The sequence below is a fragment of the Micromonospora sp. DT53 genome (assembly GCF_049841535.1).
Classification (GTDB): domain Bacteria; phylum Actinomycetota; class Actinomycetes; order Mycobacteriales; family Micromonosporaceae; genus Micromonospora.
The window spans coordinates 39,498-51,794 of record NZ_JBNCKM010000008.1; the positions used below are offsets into that span (position 1 = coordinate 39,498).

Below are 12,297 nucleotides of genomic sequence, written 5' to 3' on the forward strand. Positions count from 1 at the left end.
GGCCGTCGGTCCCCCGGCAGAGGGAGCGCTTCCCCTTCTGCCGGGGAGGAGAGCTGATCCGCAGCCAGCGATCGTTGGTCCATGGCTGTCTTTGAAGTGCAAAGTCGCACCAGACCGTGGGCGCTGGCATGCGGCGGGTTCGTCGCCGCCGCGTTGGCTCAGCGGTTGTACTGGATCGCAGGCGGCCGATGGGGATACACCGCCTGCGATCGCACCGATCTGGTCGATCCGGCGGGCGGGTGCGGTGCGGACCAGGTCGAGGCGTTGCCGTTCTGGTCGGGGTGGGGAGCGGTGGGAGTCGGTGTCGCCCTCGCGTTGGTGCTCGTGTGCACGGTCCGGTTCCCTGCCCGTTGGGCGACGGCCGGTAGCTGGGCTGCGGCCGCGCTGCTCCTGGTGGTGGCGTTCCCGCTGCACCTGGTCTTCGAGGTCCCGGCGGCGTTGGCGGGACGGCCCTCGGACTGGCGTGACCTCGGGGCCCGGCTGGTGCTGGTGGCCGGTGGCATCCTGTTCGCCGGGCTCGCGAACGCGTCCGGGCCCCGGCGCGGACCGGCGGCCGTCGGCTACCGGCCGGTGCCGCCGTGGGCGCGCCGCTGGGCGTACGTCGCCGTCGCGCTGCCCGTGGTCGGCTGGGCCGTGCCCCACGGGCTGTGGGTGCTCGGCTTCCCGGTCGGCATCTCCGAGCCGGAACTGAACGACATCGAGCGGGACCTCTCGACGGCGACGGGGGTGGCGATCACGCTGGTCCCGCCGCTCGCCGGCCTGCTCGTTCTCGGGCTGGTACAGCGGTGGGGGCAGCAGTTCCCGCGCTGGGTGCCGGGGCTACACGGTCGACGGGTGCCCCGACGGCTGGCGGTGGTCCCGGCCGGCGTGGTGGCGCTGACGCTCGTCACCTACGGCGTGTTGAGCGTCGCGGTGCTCGTCGGCCGACTGCTCACCGGTGACACGCGCTGGTCCGACGTGTGGGACGGGTGGGCCGTCACCGCCACGCTGCTGGTGTTCCTCGGCTGGGGAGTGTCGTTGGCCGTCACCACCACCGGCTACGCCCTCGCCACCTCGGCCGACACCGCAATGACCGACCTCCCAGGGTCGGAGCACCCATGAGCCCCACCGACTCTGCCCACGTCTCGATCACCGCCCCGCCACGGCGGGCGGTCTGGGCCGCCTACGCCGTACCGCTCTGCGTCCTGCCGTCGGCGCTGTGGCGACTGTCGTTGGTGTTCACCGACGATGCCGTCACGCGCTGGTACATGATCTTCCTGTCCGCCCTGTCGATGGGACTGGCCCTGATGACACTCGGGCTGGTGCACCGGTGGGGACAACTATTTCCGCACTGGGTGCCCCGCCTCGGGGGCCGTCACATCCCGGCGCGTCCGGTCGTGCGCGTCGCGCTGATCGGCGGCTGGTCGCTCGTCGCCATCTGCGTGTATTTCCTTGTGAACCATAGGTTCCACTTTGTGCAGAGCATCTCGGTAGGAATCGGCGACGACGAGCCGGTGCACCCAGCTCCCGGTTGGGAGGTGCTCCGCTACTACGCCCCAATGCTCGCGTGGGGGCCCCTCGTCATAGCCGTGGCCGCCGACTACCGCCGGCGCGCAGCCATGAATCGAAGAATGGAGAAGCCGTGAAAATCCGCAGGTTAGTTGTCGCCATGCTCGTCGGGGTCGTGACGGTAGTCGGTGCCCCGGTGCCGGCGCAGGTTGACGACCAGGACCCACCCGAGGTGCCCGCCACGCCGGGTACCTGGATCGCCGGCGTCGGCGGCTTCGTCTACAACGAGCCCGGCTTGATCGATCATCAGATCCGGTTCGGTGTGCTGGGCTGGGTCGACCGCCACGGGACAGGCCACGGCGTGCTCCGCTTCCGGCACGCACTGGCCGACGGGAGCGTGGCGAGCGAGGGAGAGGCCGAGGTGCCGTGCGTCAGCGTGGTGGGCGACACCGCACTGGTAACCGCTGTCGTCCCGGAAGGCGGCAGCCCGATGGTCAACGGCGGCGAGGGCCGGGCGAACCCAGGCGGGTACGTGTTCCCGACGTGGCATGGTCATTGTGGTAGCCCCCTCAGAACCTGATCCCGGCACCGCCCCGCGGCCACCGGCCGACCGCCTCGCAGCGGCATTTCCGCGCAGCCGACGCCCCAAAAGCGCAAGACTCCACGAGATTGCCTAGTGCACGCTTAGCGGCATGGAGCCCGCCTACCCCTGTGTGTGCTGTGGATATCGCACCCTCTCCGATCCACCGGGATCCCATGAGATCTGTCCGGTGTGCGGGTGGGAGGACGACGTCCACCAACTCCGTTGGCCGTATCGGGCGGGCGGTGCGAACGAACGCTCATTGTTCGATGCCCAGAGGAGCGTCACTCCGTTCGCGTCCAGCCCTGATGCCGGTACGCAAACCCGCGCCGACGTAGCCGGTTTCGAGCGGGAGCACTTCTGGCGGCGCATCGATGATCGCCGCGACCGGTTTGAGCCACGCGGCGGGAGCCTGGCCCCGTGGCCCGCCGATCGGACGGTCCTGTACTGGTGGCGGCACCGCACCGCGCGAGCGTGGTGGGAGGACGTCACACCCAGTGCCCTCACCTGCGGCGACAACGGCGACAGTCGGGTCACCGAATTCGTCACTGCCGTGCGTGCTGTCGCCGACGCGACGCCACCTGCCGATCCTGACAACCTCTCCGGCATGGAGGTCGACTTCGACCACTACCTCTGGCGCTGCCGATCGATCCGGCAGGTGACCGTGTCGAGCAGCGCGGATCCTGCCCGTCAACTGACCGCCTACTGCCTCGCCGAACAAGCCGCATCGCCGCACCAGGTCGCAGCGGAACTCGAAGATGTGTGGCTGCGGGACCTTCGCTACCAGGACTGGGACGCCCACCTGCTGAAGGTCACGCCGACCTCGGTAGATCTGCACGTGGCGACCGTGAACAGTCAAGGCGGCTACTACATCACCGCTTCGATCTTCACACGATGGTCCGGCGATCCCGATGCGCCGGCAGACGCAGCACCCGTGGTCAGAAGGTGGCGATCGGGTTGATCGGGCTGCCGGACGTGCCGGCGAAGCGGACCGGCGCGACTGCCAGGTGAAAGTCCCACTGGCCGAGCTCGGTGGCCGTCGTCGCGCACGCCTCCAGGTCGCAGTTGTCGAGCATCCACAGACCCATCGCGACGAGGCTCACGGCGTGGACCGGCATCAACACGTCGTCGTACCCCGACGGCTGAACGTCCTGGGGAGAGTCGGCCCCGATCAGCGCCACTCCCCGTTCCTGCAGCCACGGCAGGCAGGACGCGTGCCAGCCGGCCTGCGTGAAACCGCTGGCCGCACCGTTCTCGTGCCGGAAGCGGCCGTAGCCGGTCCGCAGGAGTACCGCGTCACCGGGTCGCACCTGCACACCCTGGCGACGCTCGGCCTCCTCGAGGTCGTCGGGGAACACGCCCTGCCCCGGCTCCAACCACGGCACCTCGCGGGCCCCGGCAACGTCGAGCAGGACACCACGCGTGACGATCCCGTTCGCCGCCGCCGTGACGGTCGCCCACGCTGAGCCCGTCGCGGCGTCGACCAACGAGTGGGAGCGCCCGTTGTACATCTTGCCGTCCCAGAAGATGTGGCACGGCGAGTCGAGGTGGGTGATGGTGTTGCCGTGGAACGAGATGCCGAGCCGCTCGGACGAGAAGCCCCAGCGCCGGTCGGCGTGGAAGGCCGGAGGCATGTTCTCGGCGCCCGGCATGTCGGCGGTGCACGGGCAGGCCGTCGTGGTCCGCTCCATGTCTCCCGGTGCGGCAACCTCCCAGGCGCAGGACACGCTCCTGCCATGACGCACGGCCCGCGCCGCAGCCAGCCGCACGTCGTCGGTGATGTGGTTCAGGGTTCCGAGTTCGTCGTCGTCGCCCCAGCGCCCCCAGTTCGACAACGTGTCGAAGTACCCGAGCACGTCGTCCTGGGTCGGCATCGCTCGCCCTGCCGTCATGTCAGCATCGACTCCTCTGGTCACACGGTTTCGAAGCACCGCAGGTCAGGGTATCCCGCCGCTTGATCGACGGACGACCGCAGCAGCGCCGAGCGGTACCGTCAGAGACCTTGTCCGATCTCGACCAGATATCCGTCTGGGTCGCGCAGGTAGCAGCGGATCTCCGTACCGTGGTCCTTCGGCTCGGTGAGGAAGTCCGCGCCCCGGGACTTCCACTCCTCGCAGAGTTTCCGAATGTCCCGGACCCGGACGTTCATCGCGCAGCTCAGGGTGTTGGAGTCGGCCGGTGCCTTGGCCTGCACGGTCGGCTTGTCGTCCGTCGGACCGCCCTCGACGTTGATGATGAGGTAGCTGTTGAAGAACTTCATGATCAACGGGCTGCTCGTCCTCCTGTCGTCAGCCGAGTGGCGCGGAAAGTCGGGCGCGTCGGTATCCCCCGCAGATGGTGGCGACGACGCCACTGCGGCGGGATGTCCCGACTCCCCCTTCAGGCGCCCGAACCCGCAGGGACGTACGGGCGGGCCGGCAACCCGACAGGGGGACGAGATTTCGCTCTGGCGAGGGAGGCTGTGCGCTCCTGGCGGTGCGATGGTCAGGTCCTGACCGGAGCCGCCAGCGGACGAGGACATCGCGGGACGTCGGCGGCGGCGACGGTGACCGAGCGGGACGGTTGGGGTGACGATGACGAAGCATGCTGTCCGGGTGGCCCGGATGTTCGACGGCGAGCGGCTCGTGGACGGCGGGGTGCTGGTCCTGCTCGACGACGGACGCATCGCCGACGTACACCGGGGTGGGGCCGAGGCGCCGGAGGGCTGGCCGGTGCGCGAGGAGCCGAACGGCACTGTGCTGCCCGGCTTGATCGATGCGCACGTGCACCTGTGCGCCGACGCCGGGCCCGATGCGCTCGGCCGGCTCGCCGAGCGTTCCGAGTCGGACCTCGACGCGGTCGTCGAGGCGTCACTGCGCTTGCACCTGGCGGCCGGCGTCACGACGGTCCGGGACCTGGGCGACCGGCGCGGCGCGGTGCTCCGGTGGCGGGATCGGGGGGTACGCAACGACCTACCAACGGTGCTGGGGGTGGGTGCACCGCTCACCAGCGTCGGCGGGCACTGCTGGTCGTTGGGGGGCGAGGTGAGCGGCGTCGACGGGGTCCGCGAGGCCGTACGCCTGCGGGCGGCGGCCGGCGCCGATCTGGTGAAGATCATGGCGAGCGGCGGGGCGTTCACCCCCGGCACCGACACCACGAGGCCGCAGTTCACCGACGAGGAACTGACCGCCGCCCTGACCGAGGCTCATGATCTGGGTCTGCCGGTGACCGCGCACGCGCACGCGCTCAGCGCGGTCGAGCAGGCGCTGCGCGTCGGCGTGGACGGCATCGAGCACTGCACCTGCGTGACGGCGGCGGGCGCCCGCGTCCCTGGCGAGCTGGCGGACCGCCTGGCGGCGTCCGGGGTGGCGGTCTGCGCCACGCTCGGCACCGACCCGGCCGTGGTCACGCCACCGGAGGTGGTGGAGATGGCGGCGCGGGCCGGGCTCAGCGAGGCCGCGCTGCGGGATGGCGCCGCCACCCTGCAGCGGGCCGGGGTCCGCCTGGTGGCCGGTTCGGACGCGGGCCTCGGCCCCGCGAAGCCGCACGGGATCCTGCCTGAGACGCTCGTCGAGTACGTGGCCTGCGGCATCCCCGCCACCGCCGCCCTCGCCTCGGCCACCTCGGTCGGCGCCGAGGTGTGTGGCCTGGGGCGACGCAAGGGCCGTGTGCGCGCCGGGTTCGAGGCCGATCTGCTGATCGTGGACGGCGACCCGACGACCGACGTCACGGCGTTGCGCCGCCCGCTCGCCGTGTATCGCGCCGGCGACCTGGTGAGTTAGGGGTGTCGTAGGGTCAGGGTGAGCGGAGCTGCTCGCGGACCCAGGCCCGGTCGGGGTTCACGACCGCCTGATCGCCGAGCACGACGGTGGGCACTGTCTCGTTGCCGCCGGCCACCGCCCGGACGGCGGCAGCAGCGGCCGGGTCGTGCCAGATGTCCACCCAGTGCGCCCGTCCGGCGAGCCGGCCGAGGGCGAAGCGGAGCTGGAGGCAGTAGCGACAGCCGGGACGCCAGTACACGATCGGCCGGCCGTCCACCGCGCTGGCCCGCTGCGCCTCGGCGGCGCCCACCGAGCGGGGAAAGGCCCACGGCGACAGCAGCAGGGCCAACACCAGGAAGACCAACAACTCGACGCCGCCGACGACGGGCAGACCGGCGGCCAGTTGCGACCCCGCCACCAGCACGCCGCACGTCACCATCAGGATCGCCAGCATCCACCGTCGCAGCACGTCGAGCACACTACTCCCGGGTACGCCGGCGGCCGCTGCGCCGGCCAGGTGGGCGGGTGACACGCCTTGACATGTATCGATGTTAACGCCAACATAAATCCGCCACCTGGATGCAACGCCACCGTCACATTCCCAGCCCCTCGTGCGTCTTTCCCGGTCCTGCCCGTGTGGCGTCGACCGGATCGGCTTCGGCATCGCGGCGGTGTCCCTGTGCTGATCAATGGCCGTTCCAAATCTCGCGGAGGACAGATGCCGCTGCCACTCGCTCCCACCGATCCGATCACCCACCGAGGGCCTGCCGGCCGCGGTGGCCCTCGGCGTCTGCGGTCGGTGCTGGCCGCGGTGTTGGTGGTGCTCGCCGTGTCGGCCGGCCTGCCCGTGACCGGGCCGGCGCACGCCGCACCGCCCGTCGCCTACACGAACCCGTTGGTGAACCAGCGGGCCGACCCGCACATCTTCCGGCACACCGACGGCTACTACTACCTGACCGCGACGGTGCCGCAGTACGACCGGATCGTGCTGCGACGAGCCACCACCCTGCAGGGGTTGGCAACGGCGGCGGAGACGACGATCTGGAGCCGGCACACCAGCGGAGAGATGGGCGCCCACATCTGGGCACCGGAGATCCATTTCATCAACAACAAGTGGTACGTCTACTTCGCCGCCGGCCGGACCGATGACGTGTGGCGGATCCGGATGTACGTGCTGGAGAACGCCAACGCCAACCCGCTGACCGGTTCGTGGACCGAACGCGGCCGGATCACGACACCCTGGGACACCTTCAGCCTGGACGCCTCGACCTTCGTCGCGAACGGGGTGCGCTACCTGACCTGGGCGCAACAGGAACCGAGCACGTCCAACAACTCCAACGTCTACCTCGCCCGAATGGGTGCCAACCCGTGGCAGATCACCGGGACGGTCACCCGCCTCGTCGTGCCGACGTACGACTGGGAGACCCGCGGCTACCGGGTCGCCGAGGGGCCGGCGGTGATCCAACGCAACGGTCGAATCTTCCTGACCTACTCGGCCAGCGCCACGGACGCCAACTACTGCCTCGGGATGCTGAGCGCCTCGGCCACCGCGAACCTGCTCGACGCCACCTCCTGGAGCAAGAGCCCCAGCCCGGTGTTCGCCAGCAACGCGGCCACCAGCCAGTACGGCCCCGGCCACAACTCGTTCACCGTCTCCGAGGACGGGCAGAGCGACATCCTCGTCTACCACGACCGGAACTACCGCGACATCAGTGGTGATCCGCTCAACGACCCGAACCGACGCACCCGGCTGCAGAAGGTGTACTGGAACGCCGACGGCACCCCGAACTTCGGCATCCCGGTGGCCGACGGGGCCACCCCGGTTCGGTTGCGGTCCCACGACCAGGCCAGCAGCTACATCCGGCACTACGACTACCGGGCGCGGATCGAGCCGAACGTGACAAACCTGGCCGACTCGCAGTTCCGCATCGTCACCGGCCTCGCCGGCGGTGGATCGGTGTCGCTGGAGTCGACAAACTTCCCCGGGTACTACCTGCGCCACCGGGGCTACGCCCTGTACGTCGAGAAGAACGACGGTTCGGCGCTCTTCGGCGGCGATGCGAGCTTCCGTCGACAAGCCGGTCTCGCCGACAGCGCCGGGATCTCCCTGGAGTCGCAGAACTTCCCGGGCCGCCACGTACGCCACCGCGACGGACTGCTCTACATCGAGGCGGTCAGTTCGAGCGCCGACCGCGCCTCGGCCACCTTCCACATGGAGTAGGAGGAGCGATGCGCTTCACCAGCACGAGAAGACCGTCCGGCGGCGGGTCGATTCGTCGCGGTCGGCGTACCGGCCTGGCGCTCGCCATGATCACCACGCTGGTCGGCGCGGCCGCTGCCGTACTGGTAGGCGCACCGCCGGCAACGGCGGCGAGCATCGACACCAACGCCTACTACGTCCTGGTCAACCGCAACAGCGGCAAGGTCCTCGACGTCCGGGACACCTCGACGGCGGACGGCGCGGTGATCCAGCAGTGGTCCCGTAACGACGGCGCGTGGCAACAGTTCCAGTTCGTCTCCTCCGGCAGTGGCTACTACCGCCTGAAGGCTCGGCACAGCGGCAAGGTCGTCGACCTCTGGGAGTGGAACACCGCCGACGGCGCCGAGTACCGCCAGTATGCCGATCAGAACGGCACCAACCAGCAGTTCCGGGTTCTCGACTCCGACGGCGGCTATGTCCGGCTGATCAACCGCCACTCCGCCAAGGCGCTTGAGGTCTGGGAGCGGTCCACCGCCGACGGTGGCCGGATCAGTCAGTACGCCGACCTCAACGGGGCGAACCAGCAGTGGCAGCTGGTCGCGGTAGTCAGCGGTGGCAGCGGGTGTGGCAGCGGGTCGAGCAACGCCGAGGCCGTACTGAGCGGCAGCACCTGGACGTCCCGCAATGGCTCGTCGACTGTCTACTCGGGTTCGGACATGCTGTCGGCGATGCAGGCGGCGGTCAACTCGCTGTCGGCGGGTCGGACGTCGAAGCAGCGGGTGGTGGTTCGCGGCTCCGGCTCGATGAGCGCGGGCTCGCGGTTGTCGCTGCCGTCGTACACGACCCTGGCCGTGTGCGGCACGATCAACGTGACCGGGTCGGGCTCGGGCGACCAGGCGCCGGTGTACTCGCGGGGAACCACTGACGTCGAGGTGCAGAACCTCACGCTTACCGGTGCGCCGTTGTACGGGATCTTCATGCGCAACGTGAACAACCTGACCCTCGGGCAGATCGACATACGACTCTCCGCGGGTCTGGGCGTACGCATCGACAACCACGGTGGGGATCGAGCGGTCAAGGTGCGCAACATCCGCATCGACAACGTGTACGTGTCGGGGACCGGTACACACGGGGTGGAGACGTACGGCGTGGACGGTCTGACGATCGGCACAGTCACGGCGCGCAACACCCGGGACTCCGGTCTGCTGCTCAACGACACGATCAACGCCACGGTCGGCACGGTCGACGCGCAGGGTGCCGGGGCCGGGACCGGGTACGCGGCGTTCCGGATGGCCAACCGCAACGGCCGGGTGGGCAACTCGTACCCGACGAACATCCGGGTCGGCACCGTGCTGGCGTCCGGCGGTGGTCGGGGGATCTTCTGCGTGTCCGAGTCCGGCGGCGCGGTCATCGACCGGGTGACGATCTCGAACACGGGGAACAACGCGATCCTGGTGGAGAACTGCTACAACGTCGTGATCGCCGGGGTGTCCGGCACGGTGACCGGCGGTGGTGAGGTGCGGATCGCGGCGCGGAGCGAGTTCCCGATCTCGTCCGGCATCCGGTTCCAGAATCTGACCGTCAGCGGCACCAACATCACCCAGAGCCCCTGCGGTGGAGCGAACAACACGATCAGCAACGTCACGCGGATCAATTCGACGCTGACCTGGTGTTGACCCGGTGAGGAGCGGCCGCCCGGGCTCGGGCGGCCGCTCTCGGGCCGGATCGTGGCTGGTGGCGCCGCCCGGGCCGGTCGCGGGGTTTCACCGGCCGGCGCTTGCGGGTAGCGGATGGCCCATGAACCGCAATCTCGTCAAGGCCCTGCAGGTCGCGTGGGAGCTGCCGGAGTTCCGCACCGGGGTGCGACACGTCGTCGATCTCGAGGAGATCGCGGGGCTGCTGGCGACGCTGTCCGTCCCGGACCATGACCACGAGGTGGAGCGCAGCCTGCTGAGCCTGCTGCGGTCCGCCCTGGACACGGTCGAGATTCGGGAGGCGGTGTTGCTGCTGCTGGAGCAGGACGAGGTACGCAGACCGCTGGTCGCGGCGGCGGTGGAGCCGCTCGCGGACCGGCCGGGTCAGGCCGCCGCCATCACGTCGGCGGCCGAGGACCCCGCGGTGCGGCGTGAGGTGCGGGCGGTGCTGGCCAGCGCCAAGGTGCGCGAGCTGATCTGGCAGGCGGTCGAGAACCAGATGAGCGACAACCGGTTCGGCCTGATCCGCCGCGCGGTGGTGCTGTTCGTGTGGCACCCGCGCGTCCGACGCCTCGCGTGGGCGGTGCGCCGGCACGGCGTGTTGCGCGAGCTACGGCGCTAGCAGTGATCCAGCCCAGTCGATGTCGGACGCGTAACAATTCTGTTAGCGTTAACAGTTGTGACGATCAATCGGAGCCGGAGCGGTCGTCGAACCACGGTGAACCCCGTGAGAAGCGCAGCAGACCGGTGCCGACCGGGCCAACGGGACCGAGCAGGCGCGCACCACCACCACCCAGGAGGACACGACAATGACGCACGATCAGAATGAGCCGGTGACCGGCGAACGGAAACGGCTGACCCGGCGAACCATCCTGACGACGATGGGGGCCGTACCTGTCGCAGCGGTCGCGACGGTCGTCGGGGCCACGGAAGCCGTCGCCGCACCGGCGAGCATCAACCCGTCCGCGACGCGGCAGACCATCCGGGGCTTCGGCGCCATGGCCCACGCGGCCTGGATCGGCGACCTGACCGCCGCCCAGCGGGACACGGCGTTCGGCACCGGCGAGGGCCGGTTGGGGTTCTCCCTGCTGAGGATCCCCGTCAACGAGAACCAGGCCGACTGGAGCCGTGACCTGGCGACGGCGCAGCGCGCCGTCGCGCTCGGCGTCACCGTCTTCGCGTCGCCCTGGAACCCGCCGGCCAGCATGATCGAGACCTTCACCCGCGGCAGCCAGACCAACGCGAAGCGGCTGCGCTACAGCTCGTACGGCGCCTACGCCACCCACCTGAACGACTTCACCACGTACATGCGCAACAACGGGGTGAACCTGCACGCCATATCGGTGCAGAACGAGCCGGACTACGCGGCCGAGTGGACGTGGTGGACGAACACCGAGATGCTCCGTTTCCTGCGGGAGAACGCCGGCTCGATCAGCACCAGGGTCATCGCGCCGGAGTCCTTCCAGTACGTGAAGTCCGTGTCGGACCCGATCCTCAACGACTCCACGGCGCTCGCCAACGTGGACATCATCGGGGCGCACCTCTACGGCACGTCGTACTCGAACTTCGCCTACCCCCTCTTCAAGCAGAAGGGCGCGGGCAAGGAACTCTGGATGACCGAGGTCTACTACCCGAACAGCAACACCAATTCGGGTGACGCCTGGCCCGAGGCGCTGGACGTGGGCGAACACATCCACCGCGCCATGGTGGACGCCGAGTTCCAGGCGTACGTCTGGTGGTACCTCCGGCGCAGCTACGGCCCCATGCGCGAGGACGGCCAGATCAGCAAGCGTGGCGCCATGATGGCGCACTTCGCCAGGTTCGTTCGCCCCGGATACGTACGCATCGACGCGACGGCGAACCCCGCGTCGAACGTCTACGTCTCGGCGTACCGGGGTGGCGACACAGTCGTCATCGTCGCCGTCAACAAGAACACCTCGGCGGTGAGCCAGCAGTTCACCCTGTCCAACGCCACCGCGTCCGGCAGCGTCTCGAACTGGCTGACCGACGGGAGCAGGACCGTGGCGCCCCAGAGCGCGCTGAGCATGTCGAACGGCTCGCTCACCGTCACCCTCCCCGCTCGAAGCGTGATGACGTTCGTGACCAACGTGAGCGGCACCAGCAGCCCCGAGGGCACCTACAAGCTGGTCAACGTCGACACCGGCCTGGTTCTCGGCGTCCAGAACATGTCCACCGCCGACGGTGGTCTGGCCGTGGTCTGGAGTGACAGCGGCACCGCCGACCACAACTGGGTCCGGGTCACCGACGGCAACGCGTTCCGGTTCCGCAACGTCAACAGCGGCAAGGTCCTCGGCGTCGAGAACATGTCGACAGCCGACAACGCCCGCGTCCTGCAGTGGAGCGACAACGGCACCGCCGACCACCGCTGGACCCTGGTGGCCAACAGCGACGGCTCCTACCGGATCCGCAACGTCAACAGCGGCAAGGTGCTCGCCATCCTCAACGGATCCAGCACCTTGGGCACCCAGGCCGTCCAGTACGCCGACAACGGGAGCACCAGGAACAACTGGCGCCTGACCAAGGTCAGCTGAGCGTCAGCGGCTCCGGGTCGACCTCACCTGGTCGGCCCGGAGC

12 protein-coding genes are annotated in these 12,297 nt (G+C 69.4%); 9 read left to right on the top strand and 3 right to left on the bottom strand.

The genetic code is table 11. The features are described from left to right. The first annotated feature begins 81 nt into the window (after positions 1-81). The 4 genes from ACLQ3B_RS23890 to ACLQ3B_RS23905 all read left to right on the top strand — a co-directional run bounded on the left by ACLQ3B_RS23890 (position 82) and on the right by ACLQ3B_RS23905 (position 3,029). Positions 82-1,101, top strand: a complete 1,020-nt coding sequence (locus ACLQ3B_RS23890; RefSeq protein ID WP_425782928.1) for a hypothetical protein — start codon at positions 82-84, stop codon at positions 1,099-1,101. Further along, the gene (locus tag ACLQ3B_RS23895) at positions 1,098-1,625 is read left to right on the top strand and encodes a hypothetical protein (RefSeq protein WP_425782929.1); all 528 of its coding nucleotides are present in this window, start codon (positions 1,098-1,100) and stop codon (positions 1,623-1,625) included. The genes ACLQ3B_RS23890 and ACLQ3B_RS23895 overlap by 4 nt, the downstream gene beginning before the upstream one ends. Beyond that, positions 1,622-2,068 (top strand): hypothetical protein, encoded by a 447-nt coding sequence (locus ACLQ3B_RS23900; RefSeq protein ID WP_425782930.1) that lies wholly within the window; start codon positions 1,622-1,624, stop codon positions 2,066-2,068. The genes ACLQ3B_RS23895 and ACLQ3B_RS23900 overlap by 4 nt, the downstream gene beginning before the upstream one ends. A gap of 112 nt (positions 2,069-2,180) precedes the next feature. Continuing rightward, complete coding sequence (locus ACLQ3B_RS23905; protein ID WP_425782931.1) at positions 2,181-3,029, top strand: CPCC family cysteine-rich protein; 849 nt, start codon at positions 2,181-2,183, stop codon at positions 3,027-3,029. Here the strand turns inward: ACLQ3B_RS23905 and ACLQ3B_RS23910 are convergent. Beyond that, entirely contained in the window at positions 3,007-3,960 is a 954-nt protein-coding gene (locus tag ACLQ3B_RS23910) for a cyclase family protein (protein ID WP_425782932.1), read from the bottom strand. The genes ACLQ3B_RS23905 and ACLQ3B_RS23910 overlap by 23 nt on opposite strands. Before the next feature lie 101 nt (positions 3,961-4,061). Beyond that, positions 4,062-4,328, bottom strand: coding sequence for a VOC family protein (locus tag ACLQ3B_RS23915; protein ID WP_425782933.1), 267 nt, complete (start codon positions 4,326-4,328; stop codon positions 4,062-4,064). A 313-nt stretch (positions 4,329-4,641) separates the two neighbouring features. Here ACLQ3B_RS23915 and ACLQ3B_RS23920 point away from each other — a divergent pair, with 313 nt between their 5' ends. Then, entirely contained in the window at positions 4,642-5,829 is a 1,188-nt protein-coding gene (locus ACLQ3B_RS23920; RefSeq protein ID WP_425782934.1) for an amidohydrolase family protein, read from the top strand. Positions 5,830-5,842: 13 nt separating this feature from the next. On the opposite strand, the gene ACLQ3B_RS23925 is transcribed toward ACLQ3B_RS23920, so the two are convergent. After that, on the bottom strand, positions 5,843-6,340 hold the full coding sequence (locus tag ACLQ3B_RS23925; RefSeq protein WP_425782935.1) for a glutaredoxin domain-containing protein: 498 nt from the start codon (positions 6,338-6,340) through the stop codon (positions 5,843-5,845). A gap of 186 nt (positions 6,341-6,526) precedes the next feature. Between ACLQ3B_RS23925 and ACLQ3B_RS23930 the strand changes: the two genes are divergently transcribed. The 4 genes from ACLQ3B_RS23930 (at position 6,527) to ACLQ3B_RS23945 (ending at position 12,254) form a co-directional block, all read left to right on the top strand. Beyond that, positions 6,527-8,029 (top strand): family 43 glycosylhydrolase, encoded by a 1,503-nt coding sequence (locus tag ACLQ3B_RS23930; protein WP_425782936.1) that lies wholly within the window; start codon positions 6,527-6,529, stop codon positions 8,027-8,029. Between the two features lie 8 nt (positions 8,030-8,037). Next, the gene (locus ACLQ3B_RS23935) at positions 8,038-9,684 is read left to right on the top strand and encodes an RICIN domain-containing protein (RefSeq protein ID WP_425782937.1); all 1,647 of its coding nucleotides are present in this window, start codon (positions 8,038-8,040) and stop codon (positions 9,682-9,684) included. 121 nt (positions 9,685-9,805) lie between these two features. Further along, complete coding sequence (locus ACLQ3B_RS23940; protein WP_425782938.1) at positions 9,806-10,324, top strand: hypothetical protein; 519 nt, start codon at positions 9,806-9,808, stop codon at positions 10,322-10,324. Between the two features lie 187 nt (positions 10,325-10,511). Then, positions 10,512-12,254, top strand: coding sequence for an RICIN domain-containing protein (locus ACLQ3B_RS23945; protein WP_425782939.1), 1,743 nt, complete (start codon positions 10,512-10,514; stop codon positions 12,252-12,254). Positions 12,255-12,297 lie beyond the last annotated feature (43 nt).